Source organism: Bradyrhizobium centrolobii, from assembly GCF_001641635.1.
Lineage (GTDB): Bacteria > Pseudomonadota > Alphaproteobacteria > Rhizobiales > Xanthobacteraceae > Bradyrhizobium > Bradyrhizobium centrolobii.
The window spans coordinates 44,824-69,938 of sequence record NZ_LUUB01000092.1 but is presented as its reverse complement, the minus strand read 5'-3'; the positions used below and the strand labels follow the sequence as shown (position 1 = coordinate 69,938).

Below are 25,115 nucleotides of genomic sequence, written 5' to 3'. Positions count from 1 at the left end.
TATCAAATTTGAGAGGTGGACGCTGGCTCGCGTGTTCCCTTACCCTTCAAGTTCGTTCTTTTTTTTCAGACTTACTGGCGCCGGTGAGATCGCCGAATATTGGGCTTCGGAGCGAGGCCACACCTCCGCTGTCGTCCTGGCGAAAGCCAGAACGACGTTGGGGACGCAATTACCTCAATGCCCCCGTGCCGGCGCGTGCAGGTCGATCGGGCGCAGCACCGCTGCGGTCGGGATCATCAGCACGGCGATGATGGCGAGAATCCAGAACACATCGATATAGGCGAGGAGGTCGACCTGCTGCTGCAAGGTCTTGCCGACCCATGCGATGGCTTGGGATGCGGCGTCCGTCGCGTTCGAGCCTTGCGCCTGGAAGAAGCGCGTCATCGCATCGATGCTCTGCTGATAGCCGATGTCGGACGGCGCGGCGTGCTCGATCAGCCGGCTTTGATGGAATTGCTGACGCTGCGCCAAAATCGTCTGCGCCAGCGCCACGCCCATGGAGCCGCCGATGTTGCGGGCGACGTTGATCAGCGCGGAGGCCTGGTTGGTCTTCTCGGGTGGCAGCCCGTCATAGGACGCCATCGTCACCGGAAGGAACAGGAAGGGAAGAGCGACCGCGAGATAAACCCGCGCCAGTGCGGCATAGCCGTAGGTGATGTCCCCGGTTAACCCGGTCAGATGCCACATGGAAAGTGCGGCAATCGCAGCGCCGAACATGATCAGATATTTTGGCTGCACTATCGTGACCAGTCGTCCCGCGACCGGCATCAACATCATGGTCACGACGCCGCTAGGCGATAGCACCAGTCCCGCGAGCATGGCGGTGTAGCCCAGCTCAGTCTGCAAGAGCTGCGGCAAGAGCTGCGTCGTTGAGATCAGCACCGCAAACGTGCCGAGCATGACCAGAAAACAGGACCCGAACTGCCGCCTGCCAAGCAGGCGGATGTCGACGATGGGATCCTCGCGCGTCAGCTCCCATGGGATCAGCGCGAGCAGGGATGTGGCCGCGAGCAGCGCGAAGGTCACGATCATGTTCGATCCGAACCAGTCGTTGCGCTGGCCTTCGTCGAGCACGAATTCGAGCGAACCGAGGCCGATCGCGACCAGCAGGAAGCCGACATAGTCGACGCGCAGGCCCTTGCTCAACAGCTCCGCCCTCTCCTCTTCCGCGCCCGACGGCTCCTTGACCAGCGTGCCGACCAGGAACAGTGAGATCAGTCCCATAGGCACGTTGATCAGAAATACCCAGTGCCAGGAATAGGTGTCGGTGATCCAGCCGCCGAGCGTCGGTCCGATCACCGGTGCGACCACGACGGCCACGCCATAGATCGCAAACGCCTGGCCGCGTTTTTGCGGCGGAAAAGAATCAGCGAGGATCGCCTGCTCGCTGGTCGCCATTCCGCCTCCGCCGAGCCCTTGCAGAATGCGGAACAACACCAGCGCCTGCAAACTCCAGGCAAGGCCGCAGAACAACGAAGCAACCGAGAAGGTCGCGACGCACATCATATAGAATCGCTTGCGGCCGAACACGGTCGAAAGCCAGCCCGAGATCGACAGCACGATGGCGTTGGCGACGAGATAGCTGGTGATGACATAGGTGCTCTCGTCGAGGCCGACGGCGAGCCCGCCGGCGATGTGGCGCAACGCGACGTTGGCGATCGTGGTGTCGAGCACCTCCATGAAGGTCGCGATCGAGACCACGAAGGCGATCAGATAGGGATTGTGCCCGCCGGCCGCCGAGCGCTCCGGCGACCACCCGCCGGCCGACGCGCCGCCTTGCGCGATATGCGTCATCGCACCTTGGTCCAGGGTACGACCGACATGCCGGGACCGACCGGCAGATCGCCCGGCCAGTTGTCGACCACGATCTTCACCGGCACGCGCTGCACGACCTTGACGAAATTACCGGTGGCATTCTCCGCCGGCAGCAGGCTGAACGCGGTGCCTGAGCCGGGCTGCACGGAATCAACATGGCCGGTCAGCTTGCGTCCGGGATAGGCATCGATGCGGATCTCGACCGGCTGTCCCGGCCGCATGTCGCTTAGCTGGGTTTCCTTGTAGTTGGCGACGATCCAGACCTCATCGGGCACGAACATCATCAGGCTCTGCCCCGCCGTGACGAAGGTGCCCTTGGCGCCGCTGAGCTTGACGACGCGGCCGGACTGCGCCGCGACGACGTCGGTGTATTGCAAGTTCAACCTGGCCTGATCCAGCTGCGCCTGCGATTGCTGGAGCTGCGCCTTCGTACCCTCGAGCTGAGCCTGAAGCGTCTTGATGCCAACCTCGGCCGCGGTTACCGCGGTCTTCGCGCGCTCGGTGTTGGCCTGCTGCGCCCCGAGATCGGAGCGGGTCTGCTGCTGGCGCTGCACGGTGCCGGCGCCCTTCTCGACAAGGTCCTCGGCGCGCGAGAACTCCTCCTGCGAGAACTGGAGCTGGGCCTGCGCCTGTTCGAGCTGGGCCTGGGTCTGCTTGATCTGCTCCTGCTGTGAATCGAGCTGCGCCTCGACATTGGCGATGTTCGCCTTGGAGACCTCTACCTGCGCCGCGGCCTGATCGACGGCGATCCGGTAGTCGCGCTCATCGATCTTGGCGAGGAGATCACCGGCATGGACATGCTGGTTGTCCGTGACCGGGATATCGGTCACGTAGCCGCCAACCTTCGAGGCCACGGAAAAGCTGCGCGCCTCGACGAAGGCATCGTCGGTCGATTCATAATGGCGGATCTGTAGCCAGTAGAGCAGACCGCCCGCCAGCGCGGCGAGCAGCACGATGGCGCTGACCGTGGCGAGCAACCAGTGCTCGCGAAGCCGGTCGCGCAGCGATGGCGGCTGCGCCTGCTGTTGTGACTGGCCTGCGCCCTCGCGGGGCTTGTCGGGCGAGTTCTTCGGAGCGTCCTTCGTCCTTTGCGGCTGCTCCGCAGACGGCCCGCGTTCCCGGGTTTGAGCATCCACGGTGAACACCTCTATCGGAGACTGAACCGGCGCCACGCGGGCTGAACCAGGCTCGCGCGCCCCGGAGCCCAACCGCAGCGCGGAAACAAGGTTCCGGCGCAGGGAGCACACTAGGCATTCGTGAATGCCTGCCTCAAAAAATCAGCGCAGGTAATGCCCGCGCTGTTCCGTTCATGCAGTCAAGGCGCTCGTGTCAATGCGTCTTGCTCTCATGCCACTTCTCGAGATCTAGCTTTGCTTCGCCCGATCTCTGCTCCTTCTCCGGATTGCCCTTCCAGGGCTTTTCCGTCTGCGCATGCGATCCCCAGTCGTTCTGATGCCGGGGATCGTCGTTGGGCCGTTCCTTGCTCATCAGCTCCTCGCTCTCAGCCATGAAGTGCTATGCGACGGGAACACCGTAATAGGCGTTGATGCCACGCAGCGCAGCATCGTCGCCCCAGTTCCAGTCGCTCCGCTCGCCATATTTGGGCGCGCCTTCCAGCTCCTTGGCGGTGATGCCGGTGACGTAGCCTCCGAGCTCGGTGTCGTATTTCAGCGACTGCCAGGGCAATGGATAGTGGTCGTTGCCAAGGCCCAGAAATCCGCCGAAACCAAGCACGGCGTAAGACACCTTGCCGCTGATCTTGTCGATCATCACGCGCTCGATCGAACCGATCCTGTTGCGATCGGCGCCATAGACCGACGTTCCCTCGACCTTGTCGCTGCCGATCAACCGGCCCATCTCGCTGCGGTCCAGTTCACGCTGGTCCAACATTTCAATTTCTCCACTCAGCCATTGTTAGGACCAACCGGATGCGCGCGCGATCGTTCCGAGAACGTGTTCCGCAAGCCGGCAGGAACATCGCCGGAAACGGGCCGTTCTTGCAGTTTCCACGCCGGGAAATCGGGAGCCGCCTGCGATGTCACCGACGGTTTTCCTGCTTCATCGTTCAGCGTCTCCTGCTAGGAAAGGAATGAGGTGAACCATGAGCGACTTTCGCGATATCCAGCATGGCGTCAACGACCCTGTCGACGGCGTCGATGTGAAGCGACAGTTCAACGACAACAAGACACCGCACGAGCGCGCGCAACGTCATGCCGACGTGCGCGCCGAGCCGACGGCCTCGCCGAGCGAGCCGTTTCTACCAGAGGGGCTTCGGCGCAAACCAACCGATCCGATCAATCCGCGCACCGGTCGAAACCCGACGGACTAGCGTTTGGAACATCGGCCCCTGCGCCGTGTTGGTCGGCGCAAACAAACATCGCGGCAACAAACGGCCGCTGCCGAGCCAGAGGGACCGAACCATGAAACGAACCATCATCGCCCTGAGCTGCATTCTTCTTGCGAGCCCGGCGCTTGCGCAGTCGCTCGGCGAGAAGACTGGCGTCAATTCGGCCCTCGGCGTTGCGCCGGCCACCGCCGATTTCGTCAAGGAGGTCGCGATCAGCGACATGTTCGAGATCGAGTCCAGCAAGCTCGCCGAGCAAGGGCACTGCGCAGGAGAAATCCTTCGCGCAGCAGATGGTGACCGACCACACCAAGACCAGCGGCGAACTGAAGAGCCTGGTCGGCAACGGCAAGATCCAGGCGACCCTGCCGACGACGCTCGACAGCTCGCACCAGAGCAAGCTCGACAAGCTCAAGAATGCGACCGGCAAGGATTTCAGCTCGGATTACAATTCCTGCCAGGTCAACGCACATGAAGGCGCAGTCTCGCTGTTCGAGCGCTACGCCAAGGGCGGCGACAATCCCGAGCTGAAGGGCTGGGCCGGCAAGACGCTACCCGCGCTCAAGCACCACCTCGAGATGGCTAAGGAGCTCGGCAGGGCACCGAGCGTCGGCCAATCGAACAAGTAGGCAGGCGGGCGCCGCCGCTCCGCTTCCGATGCAGGAACCATCATTGTCTCGCCGGCTTTACAAGACTGTCACGGAGGATATCTCGCCGACCGCAGACCGATGGCAGTCGTAACAGTCAAACCCACTCGGATCGATACTGCGATCGCCAATGAGATCGCAGATCTCACCAATACAGAGCTCGAGCAAGCCGCCGAGACGCTGACCTGGGGCGCGGACGAGCATGTGCTGCTCGCGATGGCCGCGGCGGGCTGGCTCTACATCCGGCTTTGCCGTCCCGAGGATCGTCCCGTTGCAAATCACGTCCTGACGGTTTCGCTGGCGACAGCGGTGCTGCCGCATGTCCTGAAATCCGTGTTCGACCAGATCAGGCCGGATCGGCTGACGGTTCGCGGCCATCGGCGCGGCGTTCCCTTCTCCGGACGATCCCACGATGCATTCCCTTCCGGTCATGCCGTGCACATGGGCGCGCTCGCCTCGGCCGCAGGCCTGCTGCCGGCACGGCCGCGTCGCCTGGTGCGCGCTGTCGCGGTGGCACTTTCGTTGACGCGCGTCGCGCTGCTCGCGCATTGGGCCAGCGACGTGGTCGTCGGCTTCGAGAGGCTGCTCCGACCGCGGACGCTGACGAAGCTGCGCCGCAGGCGCGTCACTTCGCGGACAAGACCATGACCGAATATCTCCTGCGCTTCGTCGCGGGCGGCTTGATCGTTTCCGCCTTTGCAATCATGGGCGACATGCTTAGACCCAAGAGCTTCGCAGGGCTCCTGGGCGCCGCGCCGTCGGTCGGGCTGGCAACGCTCGGCATCGCGGTCGTCCAGCATGGGGCGAGCTACGCCGCGGCCGAAAGCTGGACGATGATCTATGGCGCGGTCGCGCTCGTCTGCTACAGTCTCGCCGTCCGTCATTTGCTGATGAGGTCTCGCCTCCCGGCACTCCCCGCCACCATCGTCGCCTTCGCGGTTTGGCTTGGAGTCGCCTTCGGTCTGCTCACGGGTTTCGGAGGCGCCGCCTGATGCTCGTCAAGCTGTCATCGTCGGCGCTGAAGCAGACTCACTGGTACGAGTACGCCGTTCGTTTCGTGCTCGGCGGGCTGGTGACGGTCCTTGCGGGAGTAATCGGCTCGCGCTTCGGCCTGTCCGTCGGGGGCTCTTCCTCGCCCTTCCCGCCATCTTTTGCGCCAGCGCGACGCTGATCGAAAGCCACGAGCGGCGCGCGAAAGAAAAAGCCGGGCTCAGCGGGCGACGCCGTGGACAGGAGGCGGCAGCGCTCGATGCGGTGGGCGCGGCGCTCGGCAGCATCGGTCTCGTTGCATTCGCAGTCGTCTTTCATGTTGCCGTGACGGTAAGCATTCTCGGTGCCTTCGTTGCCGCCCTCGTAACCTGGGCCGCGGTTTCGGTGTCGGCCTGGTCGCTCAGGCGGAAGCTCCGTACCATATCCCGTCATCCGCGCCGGTCCCGGCATTGGTCGCAATCACCGCACAACCCCCGCGTCGTCCCGTAGCGACAGGAATTCGTGCATCTCGGCGGCGGCCTGAAGCTGCTCGATCCGCGTCGCGACGGCCTCGCGCTCCTTGCCGTGCGGCAGGCTCACCAGCTCGCGCTCAAGCCGTTGCTTCTGCGCGTCAAGACGCTGTTCGAACGTGTGCGGCTCAGATCGCCTTCTCATCTCGTGTCCTCGGGGGTTGCAGGCCAGGACTGTTGGCCCAGCGCTCCAGTTGCTCGATAACCTTCCGATGGCTTTCGCGTAGCGGCTTCGGCGCTTCGGGCTCTTCGGAAAGTTTGCGAGGTAACCTGACTTCGTCCGTCATGGCCTCTCTCCCTTTCCAAGAGAATGCGCGCGCGCGCGAGTCGTTTCAATTACAACTTATTGATTTTACTTGATTATATTACTCATAAGGCGATTTTTCGGACTCCTGTGGAACTCTCATCAAGTTCGTTCATTGAGCAAACTACTCAGCTTGATCACTTTGCGTGATTGACCATGAACGACCTTCGCGCCGAGCGCCTTCAGGTCATGCTCTCGCCGGAAGAACTGGCCGCGATTGATGATTTCCGGTTCAAACACCGCATGCCGACGCGGGCGGCAGCGGTCCGCGAACTGCTCAAGTTCGGGCTGGCAGCCCTCTGCGTGGATGCTGCAGCCGGCGTCAAGTCAAGCGACTTCGGCGTGTTCGGCCGCGGACCCGATGGACATACTCAGGGAGATCCCGAAGGCGGCAGCGAGGATTGATCAACAGGCTGTCTCGCAGAACAAAACGACCCCGGCACGGGAGTGCCGGGGCCGTCCTTGGAGATTGCTTCCGGAGCACCGGGGGCATGACAGCCGGAAGCAACCTGACGACTCTTCGTGTGCGGATTCGTTCCTCAGCTAGCTAGCCGGTCGGCGCGTCTCCGGAATCATCCGGCAACATGCCGGAGCCCGGCGTCTTGCTGCCGTCGTTGAGCTTGGGATCGCGCGTCGCCTCGCGCGAGGGCGGACCCTTCTCTGATTTGTGCACGCTCTGCGCACGCTGCTTGTCGCGCGGCTGATCCTCCGCACGCTTGTCCTTGACGATGCCGTGGTCAGAATGCGCCATGATGCTCTCTCGCCTCTTCTGATGTCCTGGAGCGCCTACGCGCCGAAGCGTCGAAGGTTCCGATGCGCATCCTCACATGCGAGAGCGCTCGCGGTGCTAGCTACGCGCCGCGTGCACCGGCGCGGACGTATGCGCCAGATGGATCTGGCGCACCGTGGTCACCGTCGCGAAAGCGACAGAGACGCCGAAGGCAAGAACGAGCGAAAGAAGAGCCAGACGCGGAGCCATCGGAAAACCCTCCTTCTGGAGTCAAAAAATCAACGCGACTGTTCCTGTCGATTGGTCGCTATCGTTGTTCCGCGCGCGGTCTCACACGCAGATTCACGATAACGAGAGCGGTCAGGCATCCTGCTTTCGGGGGATGCGGACCACCACGGGCGGGACTTCGCCATCAAGCCAGTCCTGCTCTTCGGCCAGGGCCATCCAGGCTTCCGCCATGCGTGAATAGCGCTTGTAGGCAGGTTGCCCTTCCGCGCGCTCGGCGAGGTGCAGGCAGTTCTCAGCGTTATCCCTGAAGATGTCAGACTGCTTCATTTTAGGAACGTGGTCACGGAACCTCCATTGCGCAACCGCCCTTAACGGATCGTAACCTTTACTGGAACTTCGCGCGCCGTGCGCCATTGGACATCCATGCGAATTCTCGTCGCGATAGCTTTGCTGTTCATCAGCACCGCGGGGTTCGCCGACAGCACCGGCGAGCGGATGCTCCGTGATCGCATGTCGAGCGCGATCGATGTCATCAGCGGCCTCTACGCGTTCAGTCGCTTCCAGCAGGGCCTCCTGGAGAGCGCCGATTTGAAGGGCAGTGCGGAGGTCAAGCATCTCGCGGCCCTGCGTGTCGAAGAGGCGGCCAAGCGCGACAGGATCCTGAAGGACATTCAGCAGACCATCGGCGCCGAACCGCGCGTCGGCAAAGCGACGCTGGCCGGCGCAAGCCTGGCCGAGCCCGAAAGCTCGGATGGCCCCGCCTACGTCAGAAGTTTCTACGCGGCCCAAATCCCCGAATATGAATCTGCCATCAGCCTGCTCGAATGCTATTTGCGGGCGCCCGACAACGCTGCGCTTGCCAGTTTCGCCCGCGAGCAACTGCCGCTCCTGCGTTCGCAACTGAGGGACGCGGAGCGCACCATGGCGGACAAATAGACCGCGCTCATCTGTCGTTCGGATGATGCTGCTGGCTCTCCGGCCGCACCGTGCGATCGCTCTCGGGCATCCTGTCCCGGCCCTGGTCGCCATTGTCGTCCTTGCCGCCGGAAGTGGAGGTGCCGCTCCCACTGCGGCTCGGCTTGGTCACGGCGCCCGTGGTCGGCGAAACCGCGCACGGGGGTCGAAGAGCGGGCGGCGGGATCGCCGGTCACAGCACCGCCCCCCTTGGCGCGCCGCCCTGCGCGAGCACCGATCCGGAGGCAAACAATGCAACGACAAGAGCAGAAAATCCGGCCTTCAGTGAACCCTCGCTCTTCTCGCGAAGCCAATAGCAGCCCTCTGTTCACCGTTCCGAACCCGGCGGCCCGAACGGACCCGTGCAAGGGCCCGAAATTTGTTGGAACCGGGAGGGAACCAATTGTGCGGGCGGCCGTTATTTTGGCCGGGCTGAGCCAGGCAGGTTCCATTTCCTTGCGCTGCAGGGTTGCCGCTTGATTTGGAATTTGGCTGACGTTCTATTTCGGATAGTGCGTCTTGCGTGGATTCGGCGACGCAACCTGCGGGGGGAATTAAGAATGAGAGACCTTGATCCCGGACCTTCACGATCCGGTCGTCGCATCCCGAAGCGAACCACCAACGGCACCTCGGAGCCCGATTCGCGGCAGGAATTGCTGCTCGCGCTGCAAGCGATGCGCAGCGGTGATTTTTCCGTGCGGATGAGCGGCGACTATCTCGGCATCGACGGCAAGATCGCCGACACCTTTAATGAAATCATCGCCGCCAACCAGCGCATGGCGCAGCAGCTCGAACTGGTCGGCCAGCTCGTCGGCCGTGAAGGCAAGACGCGGCAGCGCGTGAAATTTGGCCTCGCCAGCGGCTCCTGGGCCGATATGGAAGGCTCGGTCAACACGCTGATCGACGATTTGCTGTGGCCGACGCGCGAAGTGACGCGCGCGGTCGCCGCGGTCGCGCAAGGCGACCTGCTCCAGACCGTTAAACTCGACGTCGACGGCCGTCCCCTGCGCGGCGAATTCCTGCAGTCGGCAACCATCGTCAACACCATGATCAAGCAGCTCGGCGTGTTCACCTCCGAAGTGACGCGCGTCGCGCGCGAGGTCGGCACCGAAGGCAAGCTCGGCGGCCAGGCCCAGGTTCCGGAAGTGACCGGCGTCTGGAAGGACCTGACCGAGAGCGTGAACTCGATGGCGAACAACCTGACCAACCAGGTCCGCAACCTCGCCGAGGTGACGATCGCGGTCGCCAATGGCGACCTCTCCAAGAAGATCACCGTCGACGTCCGCGGCGAGATCCTCCAGCTCAAGGAAGCCATCAACACGATGGTGGACCAGCTGCGCTCCTTCGCTTCCGAAGTGACGCGCGTGGCGCGCGAGGTCGGCACCGACGGCAAGCTCGGCGGCCAGGCGATCGTGCCGGGCGTCGCCGGCACCTGGAAGGACCTGACGGACTCCGTAAACGCGATGTGCGGCAACCTGACCGCACAGGTGCGCAACATCGCGAACGTCACCACCGCGGTGGCGCGCGGCGACTTGTCCCGCAAGATCACCGTCGATGTGCGCGGCGAAATCCTGGAGCTGAAGGACACCATCAACACCATGGTGGACCAGCTCAACTCGTTCGCGTCGGAAGTGACGCGCGTTGCGCGTGAGGTCGGCACCGAGGGCAAGCTCGGCGGCCAGGCGCAGGTGCCCGGCGTCGCCGGCACCTGGAAGGACCTCACCGACAACGTCAACTTCATGGCGTCGAACCTCACCGCGCAGGTCCGCAACATCGCCGACGTCGCAACCGCGATCGCCGGCGGCGACCTGTCGAAGAAGATCACGGTGAACGTGTCGGGCGAAATCCTTCAACTGAAGGAAACTCTCAACACGATGGTCGACCAGCTGAACGCCTTTGCCGGCGAAGTCACGCGCGTCGCGCGCGAGGTCGGCACCGAGGGGCGGCTCGGCGGCCAGGCCAACGTGCTCGGCGTCGCCGGCACCTGGAAGGATCTCACCGAGAGCGTCAACTCGATGGCGTCGAACCTGACCGCGCAGGTTCGCAACATCGCCGAGGTGACGACGGCGGTCGCGGGCGGCGACTTGTCGAAGAAGATCACCGTGACCGTACGCGGCGAGATCCTGGAGCTGAAAGACACCATCAATACGATGGTCGACCAGCTCAACGCCTTCGCCGGCGAAGTCACGCGCGTCGCGCGCGAGGTCGGCACCGAAGGCAAGCTTGGCGGCCAGGCCCAGGTGCGTGGCGTCGCCGGTACCTGGAAGGACTTGACCGACTCGGTCAACTCGATGGCCTCGAACCTGACCGGCCAGGTTCGCAACATCGCCGAGGTCGCCACCGCCGTCGCGAAAGGCGACCTGTCGAAGAAGATCACGGTGAACGTGTCGGGCGAAATCCTTCAGCTGAAGGAAACGCTCAATACCATGGTCGACCAGCTCAACGCCTTCGCCGGCGAAGTTACGCGCGTCGCGCGTGAGGTCGGCACCGAAGGCAAGCTCGGCGGCCAGGCCGAGGTGCCCGGCGTCGCCGGTACCTGGAAGGACCTCACCGACAGCGTGAATTCGATGGCCGGTAACCTGACCGCCCAGGTCCGCAACATCTCCGAGGTGGCGACCGCGATCGCCGGCGGCGACTTATCACGAAAGATCACCGTGGACGTGCGCGGCGAGATCCTGCAGCTCAAGGACACGCTGAACACGATGGTCGACCAGCTCAACCGCTTCGCGGGCGAGGTGACGCGCGTGGCGCGCGAGGTCGGCACCGAAGGCCGGCTCGGCGGCCAGGCCAACGTGCCCGGCGTCGCCGGCACCTGGAAGGACCTCACCGACAGCGTGAACTCGATGGCGGGCAACCTCACCGCCCAGGTTCGCAACATCGCCGAAGTGACGACCGCTGTGGCGCGCGGCGACCTGTCGCGCAAGATCACCGTCGATGTGCGCGGCGAAATCCTGGAGCTGAAGAACACCATCAACACCATGGTGGACCAACTCAACGGCTTTGCCGGTGAAGTGACGCGCGTGGCCCGCGAGGTCGGCACCGAAGGCAAGCTCGGCGGCCAGGCCGAGGTGCCCGGTGTCGCCGGCACCTGGAAGGACCTCACCGACAACGTCAACTTCATGGCCTCGAACCTGACGGCCCAGGTCCGCAACATTGCCGAGGTCGCGACCGCGATTGCCGGCGGCGACCTCTCCAAGAAGATCACCGTCGACGTGCGCGGCGAAATCCTTCTGCTGAAGGACACGCTGAACACCATGGTCGAGCAGCTGCGCTCCTTCGCCGCCGAAGTGACGCGCGTCGCCCGCGAGGTCGGCACCGAGGGCCGGCTCGGCGGTCAGGCCGTTGTGCCCGGCGTCGGCGGCACCTGGAAGGACCTCACCGACAACGTCAACCTGCTCGCCGCGAACCTCACCACGCAGGTCCGCAATATCGCCGAGGTCACCACCGCCGTGGCGCGCGGCGACTTGTCCCGCAAGATCACGGTCGACGTGAAGGGCGAGATCCTCGAGCTGAAGAACACCATCAACACCATGGTGGACCAGCTCAACGCTTTTGCCGGCGAAGTCACGCGTGTGGCGCGCGAAGTCGGCACGGAAGGCAAGCTCGGCGGCCAGGCCCAGGTGCCGGGCGTCGCGGGCACCTGGAAGGACCTCACCGATACCGTGAACTTCATGGCGGCGAACCTGACCGAGCAGGTGCGCGGCATCGTCAAGGTCGTTACGGCTGTCGCCAACGGCGATCTGAAGCAGAACCTCACCGTGAAATCGAAGGGCGAGGTCGCGGCGCTCGGCGACACCATCAACAACATGACCGAGACGCTTGCGACCTTCGCGGACCAGGTGACGTCGGTGGCGCGCGAGGTCGGCGTCGAAGGCCGCCTCGGCGGCCAGGCCAACGTGCCGGGCGCGGCCGGCACCTGGAAGGACCTCACCGGCAACGTCAACCTGCTGGCGGCCAACCTCACCTCGCAGGTGCGCGCGATCGCGGAAGTCGCGACCGCCGTGACCAAGGGTGACCTCACCCGGTCGATTCAGGTCGATGCCCGCGGCGAGGTCGCGGAGCTGAAAGACAACATCAACACGATGATCACGAACCTCCGTCTCACGACGGACGTGAACACCGAGCAGGACTGGTTGAAGACCAACCTCGCAAAATTCACCAACATGCTCCAGGGCCAGCGCGACCTGGCTACCGTCGGCCGTCTCCTGCTGACCGAGCTGTCGCCGCTGGTGAATGCCCATACCGGCGTGATCTACCAGGTCGAGAACGAGGACAATCCGCAGCTCCTGCTGCTCGCCTCCTACGCCAGCGACGGCGTCTACCCCTATCAACGCGCGCTGCAATTCGGCGAAGGCCTGATCGGTCAGTGCGCGCTCGACAAGCAGCAGCGCATGGTCGCGGACATTCCGCCTGACGTGGTGCCGATCAATTCGGCGCTGTTCCGCGTCGCGCCGAAGAATCTCGTCGTGCTGCCGGTGCTGTTCGAAGGCCAGGTCAAGGCGGTGATCGAGCTCGCCTCGCTCGCCTCGTTCACGACCTCGCAGATGACATTCCTGGAGCAGCTCACCGACTCCATCGGCATCGTGCTCAACTCGATCGAGGCGACGATGCAGACCGAAGGACTGCTGAAGCAGTCGCAGCAGCTCGCCGGCGAGCTTCAGACCCAGCAGCGCGAGTTGCAGCAGACCAACGACCAGCTCGAGCAGAAGGCGCAGCAGCTCGCCGAGCGCAACGTCGAAGTCGAGCGCAAGAACCAGGAGATCGAGCAGGCCCGCCGCGCGCTGGAGGAAAAGGCGACCGAGCTCGCGCTGACCTCGAAGTACAAGTCCGAATTCCTCGCCAATATGAGCCACGAGCTGCGCACGCCACTGAACTCGATCCTGATCCTCGGCCAACAGCTCACGGACAATCCGGACGGCAACCTCTCGCCCAAGCAGGTCGAATTCGCCCGCACCATCCACGGCGCCGGCACTGACCTGCTCAACCTCATCAGCGACATCCTCGATCTCTCCAAGATCGAGTCCGGCACGGTGACGGTCGACGCCGAGGAGATCCTGACCGCGAACCTGCTCGAGACCGTCGGGCGGCCGTTCCGGCATGAGGCGGAGAACCGCAACCTGTCGTTCAACATCGATGTTGATCCGAACCTGGCGCGCAGCATCGTCACCGACTCCAAGCGCCTCCAGCAGGTCCTCAAGAACCTGCTGTCCAACGCCTTCAAATTCACCGCCGAAGGCGGTGTGCGGATGAAGGTCGAGGCGGCGCTCGGCGGCTGGAGCACGGATCACCCCGTGCTGAACACCGCGCCGGCCGTGATCGCATTCGAAGTGACCGACACCGGCATCGGCATTCCCCTGGAGAAGCAGAAGCTGATCTTCGAGGCGTTCCAGCAGGCGGACGCCGGCACNGCAAATATGGCGGCACCGGCCTCGGCCTTGCGATCAGCCGCGAGCTCGCCAGCCTGCTCGGCGGCGAGATCCACTTGCGCAGCGCGCCCGGCAAGGGCTCGACTTTCACGCTCTATCTGCCGCTGAAATATTCCGGCCCGACGCTCGCGCCACGCGCCGCGCCCGCGCCGCAGCAATACAGCCAGCCGCCGGCACTGCAGCCGGCCGCGCCGGAGCGTGTCATCGAGCAGCTTCCCGACGACCGGCTCAGCCTCGAACCTGGCGACACCATCCTGCTGATCGTCGAGGACGATCCGCATTATGCGCGCGTGCTGGTCGACCTCGCCCGCGACAAGGGCTTCAAGGTCCTGGTCGCCGCCCGCGGCGCCGAGGCGCTGGAGCTCGCCAAGCAGTACCAGCCGACGGCGGTCTCGCTCGACGTGTTCCTGCCCGACATGCTCGGCTGGACGGTGCTGAGCCAGCTCAAGCACAACCCGCTGACCCGCCACATTCCCGTGCAGATCGTCACGCTCGACGAGGACCGCCAGCATGCGCTGGCCCGCGGCGCCTTCTCCTTCGTCAACAAGCCGACGACCACCGAGGGCGTCTCGGCCGCACTGACGCAGATCAAGGAATATGCGCGGCCGCGCCGCAAGCGGCTCCTGATCGTCGAGGACAACGAGGCCGAGCAACTCTCGATCCGCGAGCTCCTGCACCACGACGACATCGAGATCGTGGCGACCGACACCGGCGCCGGCGCGCTTTCGACGCTCCGCGAGCAGCCTTGCGACTGCGTTGTGCTGGACCTGCGGCTGCCCGACATGACCGGCTTCGAGGTGCTGGACGAGATCCGCAACGACGAGGCGCTGTCGAACATTCCCGTGGTGGTGTTCACCGGCCGTGAACTCTCGGCGGAGGAGGATGCGGAGCTGCACACCATGGCACGCAGCATCGTCGTCAAGGGTGTCGAGTCTCCGGAACGCCTGCTCGACGAGACCGCACTGTTCCTGCATCGCGTGATCACCGAGCTGCCGACCGAGAAACAGCGCATGCTTGAGAAGCTGAACAGTTCCGACGAGGACCTGATCGGCAAGACCGCGCTGCTCGTCGACGACGATGCCCGCAACATCTTCGCGCTGTCGAGCGTCCTGGAGCGGCGCTGCATGAAGGTGCTGACCGCAACCACCGGCCGCGAGGCGGTGACGCTGGTCGAGTCCAATCCGGAGATCGCGATCGTGCTGATGGACATCATGATGCCGCAGATGGATGGCTATCAGACCATCGGCGTGATCCGCGAGAACCCGGCCTTCGCCCGCGTGCCGATCATCGCGCTAACCGCCAAGGCGATGAAGGGCGATCGCGAGAAATGCCTGGAGGCCGGCGCGTCCGATTACCTCGCCAAACCCGTCAACACCGATCAATTGCTGCTTGCGATCCGCATGTGGCTGCATCGCTGAGTGGGATCCGCGAATGGACCACGAAAAGGTCAACATCCTCCTCGTCGACGATCAGCCGGCCAAGCTGCTCGCCTATGAGGTGATCCTGAAGGATCTCGGCGAAAACCTTGTGATCGCCTCCTCCGGCCGCGAGGCGCTGGAGGTCCTGCTGAAGACCGAGGTCGCGGTGATCCTGGTCGACGTCTGCATGCCCGAGCTCGACGGCTTCGAGCTCGCCGCGATGATCCGGGAACATCCGCGCTTCCAGAAGACCGCGATGATCTTCATCTCGGCGATCCAGGTCTCCGACATTGACCGCCTGCGCGGCTACGAGATGGGCGCGGTCGACTACGTGCCGGTGCCGGTCGTGCCGGAAGTGCTGCGCGCGAAGATCAAGGTGTTTGCCGAGCTCTACCGCAAGACGCGCGAGCTCGAACGGCTGAACCAGGAGCTCGAGGACCGCGTGCGTGCCCGCACGGCCGAGCTGGAAAACTCCACGACGAAGCTGCGCGAGAGTGAAGAGCGGCGCAGCATGGCGATTGCTGCCGGCAAGATGGGATCCTGGGACTGGGACTGGATCAACGGCGACTGGATGTGGGACGAAGGCCAGTACCGCATCTTCGGCGTGATGCCGGACACCTTCAACGTCACGTCGGCGAACATCCAGGCCTTGCTGCACCCCGATGACGTCGACCAGTTCCGCCAGGCGATCACCGCGTTCAATACCGGCGCGCGGGCCTATGAGGGAGAGTTCCGCATCAGCCGGCCCGACGGCGAGGTGCGCTGGTGCGTCGGCACGGCGGCCGCAACGGTGGACGGAAGCGGTCGCGTGGTTCGGGTGAGCGGCGTCACCGTCGACATCACCGAGCGCAAGCGCGCCGAAGAGCGGCAGAATCTGCTGGCGCGGGAAGTCGACCATCGCGCCAAGAATGCGCTGGCGCTGGCGCAATCGATCGTACGCCTCACCCGCGCCGACAGCGTCAAGACCTATGTCAACGCCGTTGAGGGGCGCATCAACGCGCTGGCGCGCGTGCATACCATCCTGTCGCTGTCGAGCTGGCAGGGCGCCGAGCTCTCCAAGCTGATCGACGAGGAGCTTGCGCCCTATTCGCTTGGCGGACAGATCAAGCTCGCGGGCCCCGAGGTTCAGTTGCTGCCGGCCACGGCGCAGACGCTGGCGCTGGCGCTGCACGAGCTATTCACCAATTCGGCGAAGTATGGCGCGCTCTCGACGCGGTCAGGACGGCTCGCAATCGGCTGGCAGGTCGAGAACGACGTCCTTACGCTGACATGGGAGGAATCCGGCGGCCCGCTGGTCAGGACGCCGAAATCTCGCGGCTTCGGCACGAGAAGCCTGCTGGCCAGCGTCGAATCCCAGCTCGGCGGGCAAGCACGGTTCGACTGGCGTGCTGAGGGCCTGTTGTGCCGGCTGGAGGTGCCGTTGACGCGGAGGACCCCGACGTCGAGCGCATCAGCTAAATTCGACGCGGCCGCCTCCGGGGCACTTCAACGGGCGTCGGGTTAGCGCAGGGCAGCCGTCTTCATTCGCTGCACCGGCTGCGCTTCGTCGGCGACGCGTCCTTCCAGCCAGGCTTCCGTTTGTGCGAGATCGCGCAACGCCATCGCGTAACGGCGGGCCGCACTTCGGTCCGCGCCGCGCGGCAGCTTGCGCGCCTTGCGCAGCATTTCGGCGGCCGCGTTGCGATAGGCCAGCGAGCGATACAGAAAGACCACCTTTCCCATGATTACATGTCCCTTTCCTTGTCGCGGTCATCCTCGCAAGCCCGGCATGAACGCCGGATGAAGCCTGGCGTGACAATTCGTTCATGAGTGGGGAACCCGCGATCATCCGCCGCGTTTTTTCATGGAGTACATGGGGGCGGTTCCATGCGCACGAAAAAGCCGTCCGGCCTGATTTCCCGCACCGGTGCCATCAAGGTGATGACGCATGCGATGATGGGCGCAGCGCTGGGGCTTCTCTTCGGCCTGGTCCTCATGCTGGTCAACCCTGCCGTCGCCACGCTGCTCAATAACGGCGGAAGTCCCGCCATCTTCGTTTTCGTCGTCACACTCGTGACGACGTTCGCAATCGGCGCCGCACTGACGGGGGCCGTGTTCATCCTCGTTGAGGACAAGGAATTTTGAAGCCCACGTGAAGGCTGCGGCGCGCTTTGCGCGGAACTCCTGCCGGGAGTGGCGGTTGGCTGTCTGCGTCAATCTAACTCAGGGAGTTCCCTCGCATGAAGACAACCAAGCTCGCTCTCGCCGTGATGTTGGCAACCGGCCTCGCCGCCACGCCGTTCGCCGTGCAGGCCAAGTCGCACAAGGCGAAGCACGAGTCTTCGACCACGTCCTCACAGACCACGGGCGCCAACACGAAATCCAGCGGCACCGCCAATCCGTCCAACCAGGGCAATGCCGGACCCGGAACGAACCAGGGCGGCAGCATGAGCAAATAGGCGGCCCACGCCTCATGCAAAGGCCCCGCGAGCGCGGGGCCTTTTTTGATCTGATATTCGAGCGGCACTCCTTCTAAGGCCACATCGTCGGCGCATGGCTCAGCGCATCCCGCCCGGCCTGCTTCAAATCCGCGAGGGAGCAATCCTTCCTTCGCGCGGCTTCACGCAATCTCGCGGCAACGCGCTGGCGGATAGCGGTCTCGGACGCGGGAACGTCCGCGCAGACATCATCAAGCACCATGCGCAGCAAGGCGGTCATGTCGGCATCCGGCATCGACGGTCTCCGGCGTGTCGCGTTGCGCGCACGCTTTAGCTGCGTCGGATGTCAGGGATGTTAAGCTGATCGCCCGCGCAATTTGCCTTCACGAGATGATCGAGCTGGGCCCGCTTGCGCGAGATCAGGAGCTGGGCCGCAGCGTCATCCAGGCCCTCGCGCTGCAATTGCCTGATCGCGGAGCCCAGTTCGAGAATTTCGGCGCGCAGCTTCAGAATCCCGTACGCGTCCGGGTCTTCGTCCACCGCGCGCCTCCAATAGTCTCAGCGGCGCGCGATCGCGCGCGCCGGTTTGCCGTCCTTCTTCACTGAACGAAGACGCATCCGGTCGGCGATATCGGGCAAAACATCCCCGCCACCGGCGGCCTTCCATTCGCTGATCAAGACGTTGATTTTGCTCCGCAGGCCGATCTGCTCGAGCGCCGGTTCGGTGCAGTCGCGATCGCGGTTGAGGAGGTCGCGAACGGACGCCTCGACATCGGCCATCTCCCGCCGCAAGGCACTGATTTTGCGTCGAATTTCATTAATTCTGTTGTCCATGGTTTATTAGAACAAAATAAGAACATATAGTCAAGTCACGATTTCAGGATGGAGAACGGGCATGCAGGTTCAAGGTAAATACAACGCTCATGTCTTGCTGACGGAGCAGATGACGAGAGCCCAGGGATTCAAGCTGAAGCGGCTGAGCGAGGAGGCCTACCAGCCCGCGCAATATGCGCGCGACCTGTCCTTTGCCGAGGCGGCGCGGCGCATCCAGGCGTTGGAGGCGGAGATCGAGCTGGCGAATTCCTTCTAAACCGCGAGCTGTCGTCGGCGCTTCGCGCCCGTGCGGAACCATGCCCGTATGGAACCGTTCTCCTTCGGCCCAAGGAGAACATTCATGGCACGTAAAGCAAAGAAGCGGCGCTATTCGCGCAGCTCCGGTAGCGACGTCGCAAGCGAGATGCGGCGCTACAAGAAGGGCACGGCGAAGAGTGGCCGCGGCGGTCGTGGCGGACGGGTGAAGAGCCGCAAGCAGGCGATCGCGATCGGACTGTCGAAGGCGCGCAAGAAGGGCAAGAAGGTCCCGAAGAAGACCACGAGGAAGACGTCGAAGAAGAGGAAGACGTCGAAGAAGAAGCGCTCACGCTAGAACGATGTTCGGCGAGGCGCGCACAGGCGGCGCGCGCCGCCGGAGATCGCCTCCCTCAGATCATGCTACCCGGCATGAAGCAGCGAATCGAAATGCCGAATGCAGTCTTGACCGGCCATACCATGGTACGGCCGGCGCGGTTCGGCTCGGTGATGACGGCCTCGTCGGGCACCTCGACCCATTGCCCCTCGAGACGCACCCGATAGTGCCCGTGGTGGGATTCCCAGTCGGGATCGGCAACGGCAACGCCGTCCGCATCCGAGCAGCACGGGCCAAGATGGCTGCGCAAACTGTCGAACCACGATTTGAGCGGAGAATCGGTGTAGCGCCCGTCGTCGCGCCCCATCGCGCCGTGGGCGCTCAACACCAATAGCGCGACCAGCAGCGCGCCCCTGCCCAAGACCCTCAATCGATCCATCGTCGGCACCGATCCATGCAGACGTCAGGTTCCACAAAGCGGCAGTTTGATCGAAGCTCCGCCGGAGAACCATCGTGCGCCAGCAAGCCGCGATCAGCAACTCGCATCATGCAGCAAGTGAACGTTGGGTTTTGGGCGGAACCCTGTCCTGACGGGTTTCGTTAACGCGAATGTTATCGGCCGGAGCCGGCTTGTCCCCGCAAATGGAGCGGCGACCCCTCCTAGTCAGGGCCGTCACGCCGCATCGGATCCCCATCAAGGATTTCGCGAAGAAACCCGCACCGTCCCGGAAACGCTTGCCTGCGGCAGCCGTTGCTCTCCCGTGAAGACAACGGAGACAGCACATGAACTGGAAACGAATAGTCGCAGCCGCAGTCCTCACCACCGCAATGGCAGCGCCCGCCCTGGCGCAGGATCCGATCGCGCGCTCACGAGCGTGAGGCATCATCACGGACACGTCTACTACCATGAGAGCCCGGGCTTCTGGCCCGGCGAGGTCGCCGCTGGTGTGGTCGGCGGGGCTATCGGAACGGCTGGCGCAATCGTGACGGCTCCCTTCCGCGGCGGGTTCGTCTGCGAGCCCGGCATGACCTATATCGGCGCGGACGGCCTGCGACACGCCTGTTAGCAAGCCAGCAAAGACACGAAAGAGGCGGCCGCTCGGCCGCCTCTTCTTTTTTGCGCGCGATTGCCTTGGCTCAGGCGAGCGGCACGGCGACGAACCGGGTGGCGTCGGCGCTCTTCACCTGCAACAGCACGCTGCGCTTGCCGGACGACTTCGCCTGCATCAGCTCCGAGCGGACGTCGCCGACATTGGCGACGGCCTTGCCGCCGACATTGAGGATGACGTCGCCGGTCTGGATGCCGCGCTGGGCAGCCGGCCCCTGCGGGTCGACCTCGGTGACGACGACGCCCTTCTGGCCTGCACCCTTTACCTCGCCGGCCGGCGCCAGACTGAGGCCCAGGCGCGGCGTGCCGGCGTCCGGCTGCACCTTGCCGTCAGTGGTGGCCTTGGCCTGCCGCTCGTTCGGCACCTCGCCGAGCGCGAGGGGCACGGTCTTGCTCTCGCCCTTGTGCCAGACGTCGAGCTTCACCGAGCTGCCGGGTGCCATCGTGCCGATGGTACGGGCGAGGTCACGGGAATCCTTGACCGCGGTGCCGTTGACGGCGGTGATGACATCGCCCGCCTCGATGCCGGCCTTGGCCGCGGGGCTGCCGTCCTGCGGATTGTCGACGATCGCGCCCCTCGCCTCCTTCAGGCCGAGGCTGTCGGCGATGTCGGAGGTCACGGGCTGCACCTGCACGCCGAGCCAGCCGCGGGTAACCGCACCCTTGTCCTTCAGCTGCGCGACGACGAGCTTGGCGGTCGCCGCCGGAATGTCGAAGCCGATGCCGACCGAGCCGCCCGAGGGCGAGAAGATCGCGGTGTTCACGCCGATCACGTTGCCGTTCATGTCGAAGGCCGGACCGCCGGAATTGCCCTTGTTGATGGGGGCGTCGATCTGGATGAAATCGTCATAGGGGCCGTTGCCGATGTCACGGCCGCTTGCCGAGACGATGCCGGCGGTCACGGTGCCACCGAGGCCGAAGGGATTGCCGACCGCGACCACCCAGTCGCCGATCCGCGGCTTCTGGTCGGAGAATTTGACGAACGGGAAGTCCTTCTTGCCCTCGACCTTGATCAGCGCCAGATCGGTCTTCGGATCGGTGCCGACCACCTTCGCGGTGTAGATCGTGCCGTCGTCGGTCGTCACCTGCACGGACTCGGCGTGGTCGACGACGTGGTTGTTGGTCACCGCGTAACCGTCAGCTGAAATGAAGAAGCCGGAGCCCTCGCCCGTGACCATCTGGTGGCGCTGGCGCGGCATGCCGTTCATTCCGTTGGGCATGCCATTGGGCAAGCGGAAGCCGAACTGCCGCGAGAACTGGTCGAACGGCGAATCCTCATCGGACTGCATCCGGTCCTGCTGCAGCATCGCGTTCTTGTCGTTGTCCTGGTCGATCTTCACGCGCACCGAGATCACCGCGGGCTTCACCTTGGAAACGAGATCGGCGAAGCCGGACGGCGTCGCAGCCGTTTCCGCGGCCTGAGCCGGGGCAATCAGGGAGGCCGCATGGAAGGGCGAAGAGCCGGGAGCGGAGACCAGCACGGCGACGCCGAGCGCGGCCACGGTACCGAGCAGCGCGAGCCGGCGCGGCCGGAGAATGGTGCGAGACTTGGGGATGTCGAAATTGACGGGATCGTTCATGTCGAAATGTCCATGTTGGAAGGTGTCGCCTTGCACCCAACATGGGCGTCGCAACCTTACGACGTCCCGTCCTCGTGATTAAATCTTGGCAAAGAACGTGCGATGGGGGCCGCCGGCAAAATCGCATTTGATGCAGCTCAACCCGAGCCTGCCGATCCGTGGAAGATTGTTGGCCATTGCGAGAGGCCACCGGAGGTGCTGCCATGATCAAAGACATCCTCGTCCACATCCCGACCGAGCGCCCGATGCGCGCAGCGATTGACGGCGCCGTTTCGCTGGCGGCGAGCTTCAACGCCCGTCTCGACGCGGTCTCGGTCGGCTATGTCGCAACCAACACGGCCTATCTGGTAGATGGCGGCGCTGCGGTGGCTTCCGTCTTCGAGATGGAACGCGAGCGCGCGATGGAGCGGGCCCTGACGGCGCTCGCCGTGTTCGAGGCCGAGGCGAAGAGCGTCGGCATCTCCTATGCCTGCCATCCGGTGGCCGCGATGCCCGCGGACGCGGCAGGTTCGGTCGGCGCAATGGCCCGGCTCTACGACCTCAGCATCGTGCTTCAGCCGGATCGGAGCCAGGGTTCATTCGACAACGACCTGTCCCGCGAAATCCTGTTCCAGGCCGGCGGGCCGGTACTGTTCCTGCCGCATATTTTCCGCGGCGCGCTCAAGGCGAGACGGATCGGCATCTGCTGGGACGGCAGCCGGGTCGCCGCCCGCGCTGTGCGCGATGCGGTGCCGTTCCTGGCGAAGGCCGAGGAGATCGTCGTCATTGCGCTCAACGAGGCGGATGCGGTTCCCGCCGAAGCCTCGACAAAGGATCTGGCAAGGCATCTCGCGCGGCACGGTCTATCGACCAGAACCATTGGCCTGTCGGCCGCTCGTGCGGACATTCAGCCGACCATCCTGTCACTGGCAGCGGACGAGGATCTCAACCTTCTGGTTATGGGCGGCTACGGTCACTCCCGATTGCAGGAGAGTTTTCTGGGTGGCGTCACGCGCGCCATGCTCGAAGCCATGACGGTTCCGACGCTGATGTCGCATTAGCGGAAGCGATGCTCCGACTTCGTCACGCAGCGGCCGGAGCTTCCCATGTCGGGGCAGCCGGCTTGTCATCTTCGGCTTTCGCATTGCATGCGTCGAAGTGAGCCCTCAGTTCGATCTCGGCGAGATGTTCGAAATGCTCGGCCTGGCCGAGGAGCTCCCAGGTCTGGAGTGGCCGATAGGCCGCCTGCTGGCGGCAGAGGGACGCAAGCGCCCGGTAGCGACGTACGTTCTCCATGAGACCCTCCCTCGCAATCACTTGGCTTATTATCCCGATTTGCGTCAGGCCGATGGCGGTTATGCAAAAGATTTTTAGTGAGCCCGGCGCAACAACCTGGGTTAATTTCCTGCAAACGCCGACGTGAAATTAAGTTCCTGTCCGTGTGGGCATGGGACGTGGCACTGGCACGCAAGGCCTTGCGAGCCAGGCGCGACGACGCCGCTCCTCACTTCCGCCGAGCGCCTTAGCAGTCGCGACCTTGACGCCGACTTTGAGCAGATGCTCCTCGTTGCAGTGGGACACCCGTTCTCTAAGGGGTGAGCGCCTTGTCAGCGCCCCGCGCGGGCTGGGTGGAAATATCTTGCAGGCTCGGAACCCGACCGGCCTCTGCGGCGAGACGAATGGCCGCGATGTTGCGGGCGTAGTCGGCGCTGTCGTTGCCACGAAACACCGCCGATCCCGCCACCAGCGTATCGGCGCCCGCGGCGGCAACAGCAGCGGCGTTGTCGCAAGTGATGCCGCCGTCCACCTCGACCCGGATCGGCCGGTCGCCAATCATGCTTCGAATCCGTCTGATCTTCTCGATCTGGGCGTCGAGGAACGACTGCCCGCCGAAGCCTGGATTGACCGTCATCACCAGGATGAGGTCGATGCGATCGAGCACATATTCGATCGCGGCTTCCGGCGTCGCCGGGCACAGGCTGACGCCGGCTTTCTTGCCGAGCGCGCCGATCGCCTGCAATGAGCGATCGAGATGCGGGCCGGCCTCGGCATGCACCGTGATGATATCCGCGCCGGCCTTGGCAAAGGCCTCGATATAGGGATCCACCGGCGCGATCATGAGATGGACGTCAAACGTCTTGCGCGTGAATGGCCGGATCGCCTTGATGACGTCGGCGCCGAAGCTGATGTTGGGCACGAAATGCCCGTCCATCACATCGCAATGGATCCAGTCAGCGCCGGCCGTGTCGACTGCGGCGATCTCCTCGCCAAGCCTCGCGAAATTCGCGGCCAGGATCGAAGGCGCGATGATGATCTCCCTGGTCATGGCTTTGCACTCCGTGCGTCGGCCGCAGCCCCGCCGCTGAACACGCGGCTCGCCAGCACGTCGGCGGCGTCGATGGTTTCGAGGTCGGCGATGTCGAGCATGCGGTCGAGATCGGACACCAGGCGGTCGGCCTGGCGCAGCCGGATGCGGTCGACGGCGTTGCGGATCGAGCGCGCGTTGGAGAAGAATGGCTGCGTCCGGCGCAGCGCAATGTACTTCTCAAGCGCATCACGCGCCGCGGCCGACAGGCGATAGCCGCGCTCTTCGAGCATCAGCTCGGCGATGAAGAGCAGCTCCGCTTCGGAATAATCCGGGAATTCGATGTGGTGGGCGATGCGCGAGCGGAAGCCGGGGTTGGAGGCAAAGAAGCTCGTCATCCGCTCGCCGTAGCCGGCGAGGATCACGACGAGGTCCTCGCGCTGGTTCTCCATCACCTGGAGCAGGATCTCGATCGCCTCCTGGCCGTAGTCGCGCTCGTTGTCGGGCCGGTGGAGATAGTAGGCCTCGTCGATGAACAGCACGCCGCCCATCGCCTTCTTCAATATCTCTTTTGTCTTCGGCGCGGTGTGACCGATATATTGGCCGACGAGATCGTCACGTGTCACCGAAATCACCTGCCCGCGCCGCACGAAGCCGAGGCCGTGCAGGATCTTTGCCATGCGCAGCGCGACCGTCGTCTTGCCCGTGCCGGGATTGCCGGTGAACGACATGTGCAGCGTCGGCGGCGCGGCCGCCAGTCCTGCGCGCTGCCGCATGCGTTCGACCAGCAAGAGCGAGGCGATCTGGCGCACCCGGTTCTTGACCGGCTTCAGGCCGATCAGCTCCTGCTCGAGCTGTTGCAGCGTGGTCGTGATCCCGGCCGCTTCGGCCTCCTTGCGCAAGTCGAAGGCGGTCTCCGTGGTGGTCGCGTTCGGCACATCAAGCATCGGCATCTC

General features: G+C 64.2%; 32 protein-coding genes and 3 pseudogenes. 16 read left to right on the top strand and 19 right to left on the bottom strand.

The window, feature by feature from the left end; translation table 11 throughout:
• Nucleotides 1-174 precede the first annotated feature (174 nt).
• From AYJ54_RS33735 to AYJ54_RS33720, 4 genes are all read right to left on the bottom strand, one after another.
• Nucleotides 175-1,794 (bottom strand): DHA2 family efflux MFS transporter permease subunit, encoded by a 1,620-nt coding sequence (locus AYJ54_RS33735; protein WP_063705958.1) that lies wholly within the window; start codon nt 1,792-1,794, stop codon nt 175-177.
• Nucleotides 1,791-2,951 carry an HlyD family secretion protein gene (locus AYJ54_RS33730; protein WP_063706115.1) on the bottom strand — a complete coding sequence of 387 codons (1,161 nt, stop codon included), beginning with the start codon at nt 2,949-2,951 and terminating at the stop codon, nt 1,791-1,793. The genes AYJ54_RS33735 and AYJ54_RS33730 overlap by 4 nt, the downstream gene beginning before the upstream one ends.
• 193 nt (nt 2,952-3,144) lie before the next feature.
• Nucleotides 3,145-3,303, bottom strand: coding sequence for a hypothetical protein (locus AYJ54_RS51570; protein ID WP_201724294.1), 159 nt, complete (start codon nt 3,301-3,303; stop codon nt 3,145-3,147).
• A 27-nt stretch (nt 3,304-3,330) separates the two neighbouring features.
• On the bottom strand, nt 3,331-3,705 hold the full coding sequence (locus AYJ54_RS33720; RefSeq protein WP_063705955.1) for a PRC-barrel domain-containing protein: 375 nt from the start codon (nt 3,703-3,705) through the stop codon (nt 3,331-3,333).
• 211 nt (nt 3,706-3,916) lie between these two features.
• Here AYJ54_RS33720 and AYJ54_RS33715 point away from each other — a divergent pair, with 211 nt between their 5' ends.
• From AYJ54_RS33715 to AYJ54_RS48135, 5 genes and pseudogenes are all read left to right on the top strand, one after another.
• Nucleotides 3,917-4,144: a hypothetical protein gene (locus tag AYJ54_RS33715; protein ID WP_063705953.1), complete on the top strand. Its 228-nt coding sequence runs from the start codon at nt 3,917-3,919 to the stop codon at nt 4,142-4,144.
• 91 nt (nt 4,145-4,235) lie between these two features.
• Nucleotides 4,236-4,788, top strand: a pseudogene (locus AYJ54_RS33710) (DUF4142 domain-containing protein).
• A gap of 99 nt (nt 4,789-4,887) precedes the next feature.
• The gene (locus AYJ54_RS33705) at nt 4,888-5,454 is read left to right on the top strand and encodes a phosphatase PAP2 family protein (protein WP_063705951.1); all 567 of its coding nucleotides are present in this window, start codon (nt 4,888-4,890) and stop codon (nt 5,452-5,454) included.
• Complete coding sequence (locus tag AYJ54_RS33700) at nt 5,451-5,798, top strand: DUF3147 family protein (protein ID WP_063705949.1); 348 nt, start codon at nt 5,451-5,453, stop codon at nt 5,796-5,798. The genes AYJ54_RS33705 and AYJ54_RS33700 overlap by 4 nt, the downstream gene beginning before the upstream one ends.
• Nucleotides 5,798-6,285, top strand: a pseudogene (locus AYJ54_RS48135) (hypothetical protein). Before AYJ54_RS33700 ends, AYJ54_RS48135 begins: the two are co-directional and overlap by 1 nt.
• Here AYJ54_RS48135 and AYJ54_RS33690 read toward each other — a convergent pair.
• Both AYJ54_RS33690 and AYJ54_RS51565 read right to left on the bottom strand, forming a co-directional pair.
• Nucleotides 6,256-6,450: a hypothetical protein gene (locus AYJ54_RS33690; protein ID WP_063705945.1), complete on the bottom strand. Its 195-nt coding sequence runs from the start codon at nt 6,448-6,450 to the stop codon at nt 6,256-6,258. The pseudogene AYJ54_RS48135 and the gene AYJ54_RS33690 sit on opposite strands and share 30 nt — an antisense overlap.
• Nucleotides 6,434-6,592 carry a hypothetical protein gene (locus AYJ54_RS51565; RefSeq protein WP_201724293.1) on the bottom strand — a complete coding sequence of 53 codons (159 nt, stop codon included), beginning with the start codon at nt 6,590-6,592 and terminating at the stop codon, nt 6,434-6,436. Before AYJ54_RS51565 ends, AYJ54_RS33690 begins: the two co-directional genes overlap by 17 nt.
• A 173-nt stretch (nt 6,593-6,765) precedes the next feature.
• On the opposite strand from AYJ54_RS51565, the gene AYJ54_RS33685 reads away from it, so the two are divergent.
• Nucleotides 6,766-7,014, top strand: coding sequence for a hypothetical protein (locus AYJ54_RS33685; RefSeq protein WP_063705943.1), 249 nt, complete (start codon nt 6,766-6,768; stop codon nt 7,012-7,014).
• 142 nt (nt 7,015-7,156) lie between these two features.
• Here the strand turns inward: AYJ54_RS33685 and AYJ54_RS33680 are convergent, their stop codons facing one another.
• The 3 genes from AYJ54_RS33680 to AYJ54_RS33675 form a co-directional block, all read right to left on the bottom strand.
• Nucleotides 7,157-7,360, bottom strand: a complete 204-nt coding sequence (locus AYJ54_RS33680) for a hypothetical protein (RefSeq protein WP_063705942.1) — start codon at nt 7,358-7,360, stop codon at nt 7,157-7,159.
• Between the two features lie 96 nt (nt 7,361-7,456).
• The gene (locus AYJ54_RS53600) at nt 7,457-7,588 is read right to left on the bottom strand and encodes a hypothetical protein (protein WP_283808724.1); all 132 of its coding nucleotides are present in this window, start codon (nt 7,586-7,588) and stop codon (nt 7,457-7,459) included.
• A 111-nt stretch (nt 7,589-7,699) separates the two neighbouring features.
• A complete protein-coding gene (locus AYJ54_RS33675; RefSeq protein ID WP_063705940.1) occupies nt 7,700-7,894 on the bottom strand; it encodes a hypothetical protein in 195 nt (64 codons plus the stop codon).
• 96 nt (nt 7,895-7,990) lie between these two features.
• On the opposite strand from AYJ54_RS33675, the gene AYJ54_RS33670 reads away from it, so the two are divergent.
• Nucleotides 7,991-8,503 (top strand): DUF305 domain-containing protein, encoded by a 513-nt coding sequence (locus tag AYJ54_RS33670; protein WP_063705938.1) that lies wholly within the window; start codon nt 7,991-7,993, stop codon nt 8,501-8,503.
• Nucleotides 8,504-8,510: 7 nt separating this feature from the next.
• On the opposite strand, the gene AYJ54_RS52995 is transcribed toward AYJ54_RS33670, so the two are convergent.
• A complete protein-coding gene (locus AYJ54_RS52995) occupies nt 8,511-8,654 on the bottom strand; it encodes a hypothetical protein (RefSeq protein ID WP_245329190.1) in 144 nt (47 codons plus the stop codon).
• Between the two features lie 427 nt (nt 8,655-9,081).
• On the opposite strand from AYJ54_RS52995, the pseudogene AYJ54_RS33660 reads away from it, so the two are divergent.
• The 3 genes and pseudogenes from AYJ54_RS33660 to AYJ54_RS33655 all read left to right on the top strand — a co-directional run.
• Nucleotides 9,082-13,928, top strand: a pseudogene (locus AYJ54_RS33660) (HAMP domain-containing protein); the annotation flags it as partial.
• 1 nt (nt 13,929) lies between these two features.
• Nucleotides 13,930-15,365, top strand: a 1,436-nt coding sequence (locus AYJ54_RS52990) for a response regulator (RefSeq protein WP_245329189.1), incomplete at its 5' end; no start/stop codon positions are given.
• A gap of 13 nt (nt 15,366-15,378) precedes the next feature.
• Nucleotides 15,379-16,869, top strand: coding sequence for an HWE histidine kinase domain-containing protein (locus tag AYJ54_RS33655; RefSeq protein WP_063705936.1), 1,491 nt, complete (start codon nt 15,379-15,381; stop codon nt 16,867-16,869).
• Here the strand turns inward: AYJ54_RS33655 and AYJ54_RS33650 are convergent.
• Nucleotides 16,866-17,087: a hypothetical protein gene (locus AYJ54_RS33650; protein WP_063705934.1), complete on the bottom strand. Its 222-nt coding sequence runs from the start codon at nt 17,085-17,087 to the stop codon at nt 16,866-16,868. The two genes, AYJ54_RS33655 and AYJ54_RS33650, sit on opposite strands and share 4 nt — an antisense overlap.
• Before the next feature lie 144 nt (nt 17,088-17,231).
• Between AYJ54_RS33650 and AYJ54_RS33645 the strand changes: the two genes are divergently transcribed.
• Both AYJ54_RS33645 and AYJ54_RS33640 read left to right on the top strand, forming a co-directional pair.
• Nucleotides 17,232-17,489 (top strand): hypothetical protein, encoded by a 258-nt coding sequence (locus AYJ54_RS33645; RefSeq protein ID WP_063705932.1) that lies wholly within the window; start codon nt 17,232-17,234, stop codon nt 17,487-17,489.
• A gap of 95 nt (nt 17,490-17,584) precedes the next feature.
• Nucleotides 17,585-17,803, top strand: a complete 219-nt coding sequence (locus tag AYJ54_RS33640; RefSeq protein ID WP_063705930.1) for a hypothetical protein — start codon at nt 17,585-17,587, stop codon at nt 17,801-17,803.
• 73 nt (nt 17,804-17,876) lie between these two features.
• Here the strand turns inward: AYJ54_RS33640 and AYJ54_RS33635 are convergent, their stop codons facing one another.
• From AYJ54_RS33635 to AYJ54_RS33625, 3 genes are read right to left on the bottom strand one after another with little or no spacing between them, the layout of a single operon-like run.
• Nucleotides 17,877-18,077, bottom strand: coding sequence for a hypothetical protein (locus AYJ54_RS33635; RefSeq protein WP_063705928.1), 201 nt, complete (start codon nt 18,075-18,077; stop codon nt 17,877-17,879).
• A gap of 35 nt (nt 18,078-18,112) precedes the next feature.
• A complete protein-coding gene (locus tag AYJ54_RS33630) occupies nt 18,113-18,322 on the bottom strand; it encodes a hypothetical protein (protein WP_063705927.1) in 210 nt (69 codons plus the stop codon).
• Nucleotides 18,323-18,340: 18 nt separating this feature from the next.
• A complete protein-coding gene (locus AYJ54_RS33625; RefSeq protein WP_063705926.1) occupies nt 18,341-18,562 on the bottom strand; it encodes a hypothetical protein in 222 nt (73 codons plus the stop codon).
• 115 nt (nt 18,563-18,677) lie between these two features.
• Between AYJ54_RS33625 and AYJ54_RS33620 the strand changes: the two genes are divergently transcribed.
• Both AYJ54_RS33620 and AYJ54_RS33615 read left to right on the top strand, forming a co-directional pair.
• Nucleotides 18,678-18,872, top strand: coding sequence for a DUF3072 domain-containing protein (locus tag AYJ54_RS33620; protein ID WP_063705925.1), 195 nt, complete (start codon nt 18,678-18,680; stop codon nt 18,870-18,872).
• An 84-nt stretch (nt 18,873-18,956) separates the two neighbouring features.
• Nucleotides 18,957-19,208, top strand: coding sequence for a DUF6496 domain-containing protein (locus tag AYJ54_RS33615; protein WP_063705923.1), 252 nt, complete (start codon nt 18,957-18,959; stop codon nt 19,206-19,208).
• A gap of 55 nt (nt 19,209-19,263) precedes the next feature.
• Here AYJ54_RS33615 and AYJ54_RS33610 read toward each other — a convergent pair whose 3' ends face one another.
• Complete coding sequence (locus AYJ54_RS33610) at nt 19,264-19,626, bottom strand: hypothetical protein (protein ID WP_063705922.1); 363 nt, start codon at nt 19,624-19,626, stop codon at nt 19,264-19,266.
• A 436-nt stretch (nt 19,627-20,062) separates the two neighbouring features.
• Between AYJ54_RS33610 and AYJ54_RS33605 the strand changes: the two genes are divergently transcribed.
• The gene (locus AYJ54_RS33605; protein WP_063705920.1) at nt 20,063-20,254 is read left to right on the top strand and encodes a hypothetical protein; all 192 of its coding nucleotides are present in this window, start codon (nt 20,063-20,065) and stop codon (nt 20,252-20,254) included.
• A gap of 70 nt (nt 20,255-20,324) precedes the next feature.
• Here the strand turns inward: AYJ54_RS33605 and AYJ54_RS33600 are convergent, their stop codons facing one another.
• Entirely contained in the window at nt 20,325-21,875 is a 1,551-nt protein-coding gene (locus AYJ54_RS33600; protein WP_063705918.1) for a Do family serine endopeptidase, read from the bottom strand.
• A gap of 203 nt (nt 21,876-22,078) precedes the next feature.
• Here AYJ54_RS33600 and AYJ54_RS33595 point away from each other — a divergent pair, with 203 nt between their 5' ends.
• A complete protein-coding gene (locus tag AYJ54_RS33595; protein WP_063705916.1) occupies nt 22,079-22,915 on the top strand; it encodes a universal stress protein in 837 nt (278 codons plus the stop codon).
• Nucleotides 22,916-22,937: 22 nt separating this feature from the next.
• Here AYJ54_RS33595 and AYJ54_RS33590 read toward each other — a convergent pair whose 3' ends face one another.
• The 3 genes from AYJ54_RS33590 to cbbX all read right to left on the bottom strand — a co-directional run bounded on the left by AYJ54_RS33590 (nt 22,938) and on the right by cbbX (nt 25,106).
• Nucleotides 22,938-23,150 (bottom strand): hypothetical protein, encoded by a 213-nt coding sequence (locus AYJ54_RS33590; protein ID WP_063705914.1) that lies wholly within the window; start codon nt 23,148-23,150, stop codon nt 22,938-22,940.
• Nucleotides 23,151-23,442: 292 nt separating this feature from the next.
• On the bottom strand, nt 23,443-24,180 hold the full coding sequence (rpe, locus tag AYJ54_RS33585) for a ribulose-phosphate 3-epimerase (protein ID WP_063705912.1): 738 nt from the start codon (nt 24,178-24,180) through the stop codon (nt 23,443-23,445).
• Nucleotides 24,177-25,106 (bottom strand): CbbX protein, encoded by a 930-nt coding sequence (cbbX, locus tag AYJ54_RS33580; RefSeq protein WP_063706113.1) that lies wholly within the window; start codon nt 25,104-25,106, stop codon nt 24,177-24,179. The genes rpe and cbbX overlap by 4 nt, the downstream gene beginning before the upstream one ends.
• Nucleotides 25,107-25,115 lie beyond the last annotated feature (9 nt).

Excerpts from the sequence above, each read along its gene's own strand:
- AYJ54_RS33685 (WP_063705943.1), top strand. The coding sequence starts at position 6,766 with ATGAACGACCTTCGCGCCGAGCGCCTTCAGGTCATGCTCTCGCCGGAA.
- AYJ54_RS33705 (WP_063705951.1), top strand. The coding sequence starts at position 4,888 with ATGGCAGTCGTAACAGTCAAACCCACTCGGATCGATACTGCGATCGCC.
- AYJ54_RS33675 (WP_063705940.1), bottom strand. The coding sequence starts at position 7,894 with ATGAAGCAGTCTGACATCTTCAGGGATAACGCTGAGAACTGCCTGCAC.
- AYJ54_RS33720 (WP_063705955.1), bottom strand. The coding sequence starts at position 3,705 with ATGTTGGACCAGCGTGAACTGGACCGCAGCGAGATGGGCCGGTTGATC.
- AYJ54_RS33625 (WP_063705926.1), bottom strand. The coding sequence starts at position 18,562 with ATGGCCGATGTCGAGGCGTCCGTTCGCGACCTCCTCAACCGCGATCGC.
- AYJ54_RS33645 (WP_063705932.1), top strand. The coding sequence starts at position 17,232 with ATGCGCACGAAAAAGCCGTCCGGCCTGATTTCCCGCACCGGTGCCATC.
- AYJ54_RS33655 (WP_063705936.1), top strand. The coding sequence starts at position 15,379 with ATGGACCACGAAAAGGTCAACATCCTCCTCGTCGACGATCAGCCGGCC.
- AYJ54_RS33610 (WP_063705922.1), bottom strand. The coding sequence starts at position 19,626 with ATGGATCGATTGAGGGTCTTGGGCAGGGGCGCGCTGCTGGTCGCGCTA.
- AYJ54_RS51565 (WP_201724293.1), bottom strand. The coding sequence starts at position 6,592 with ATGACGGACGAAGTCAGGTTACCTCGCAAACTTTCCGAAGAGCCCGAA.
- AYJ54_RS33600 (WP_063705918.1), bottom strand. The coding sequence starts at position 21,875 with ATGAACGATCCCGTCAATTTCGACATCCCCAAGTCTCGCACCATTCTC.
- AYJ54_RS51570 (WP_201724294.1), bottom strand. The coding sequence starts at position 3,303 with ATGAGCAAGGAACGGCCCAACGACGATCCCCGGCATCAGAACGACTGG.
- AYJ54_RS53600 (WP_283808724.1), bottom strand. The coding sequence starts at position 7,588 with ATGGCTCCGCGTCTGGCTCTTCTTTCGCTCGTTCTTGCCTTCGGCGTC.
- AYJ54_RS33590 (WP_063705914.1), bottom strand. The coding sequence starts at position 23,150 with ATGGAGAACGTACGTCGCTACCGGGCGCTTGCGTCCCTCTGCCGCCAG.
- AYJ54_RS33715 (WP_063705953.1), top strand. The coding sequence starts at position 3,917 with ATGAGCGACTTTCGCGATATCCAGCATGGCGTCAACGACCCTGTCGAC.
- AYJ54_RS33690 (WP_063705945.1), bottom strand. The coding sequence starts at position 6,450 with ATGAGAAGGCGATCTGAGCCGCACACGTTCGAACAGCGTCTTGACGCG.
- cbbX (WP_063706113.1), bottom strand. The coding sequence starts at position 25,106 with ATGCTTGATGTGCCGAACGCGACCACCACGGAGACCGCCTTCGACTTG.
- AYJ54_RS33670 (WP_063705938.1), top strand. The coding sequence starts at position 7,991 with ATGCGAATTCTCGTCGCGATAGCTTTGCTGTTCATCAGCACCGCGGGG.
- AYJ54_RS33735 (WP_063705958.1), bottom strand. The coding sequence starts at position 1,794 with ATGACGCATATCGCGCAAGGCGGCGCGTCGGCCGGCGGGTGGTCGCCG.
- AYJ54_RS33640 (WP_063705930.1), top strand. The coding sequence starts at position 17,585 with ATGAAGACAACCAAGCTCGCTCTCGCCGTGATGTTGGCAACCGGCCTC.
- AYJ54_RS33620 (WP_063705925.1), top strand. The coding sequence starts at position 18,678 with ATGCAGGTTCAAGGTAAATACAACGCTCATGTCTTGCTGACGGAGCAG.
- AYJ54_RS33650 (WP_063705934.1), bottom strand. The coding sequence starts at position 17,087 with ATGGGAAAGGTGGTCTTTCTGTATCGCTCGCTGGCCTATCGCAACGCG.
- AYJ54_RS33635 (WP_063705928.1), bottom strand. The coding sequence starts at position 18,077 with ATGCCGGATGCCGACATGACCGCCTTGCTGCGCATGGTGCTTGATGAT.
- AYJ54_RS33595 (WP_063705916.1), top strand. The coding sequence starts at position 22,079 with ATGATCAAAGACATCCTCGTCCACATCCCGACCGAGCGCCCGATGCGC.
- AYJ54_RS33700 (WP_063705949.1), top strand. The coding sequence starts at position 5,451 with ATGACCGAATATCTCCTGCGCTTCGTCGCGGGCGGCTTGATCGTTTCC.
- AYJ54_RS33680 (WP_063705942.1), bottom strand. The coding sequence starts at position 7,360 with ATGGCGCATTCTGACCACGGCATCGTCAAGGACAAGCGTGCGGAGGAT.
- AYJ54_RS33615 (WP_063705923.1), top strand. The coding sequence starts at position 18,957 with ATGGCACGTAAAGCAAAGAAGCGGCGCTATTCGCGCAGCTCCGGTAGC.
- rpe (WP_063705912.1), bottom strand. The coding sequence starts at position 24,180 with ATGACCAGGGAGATCATCATCGCGCCTTCGATCCTGGCCGCGAATTTC.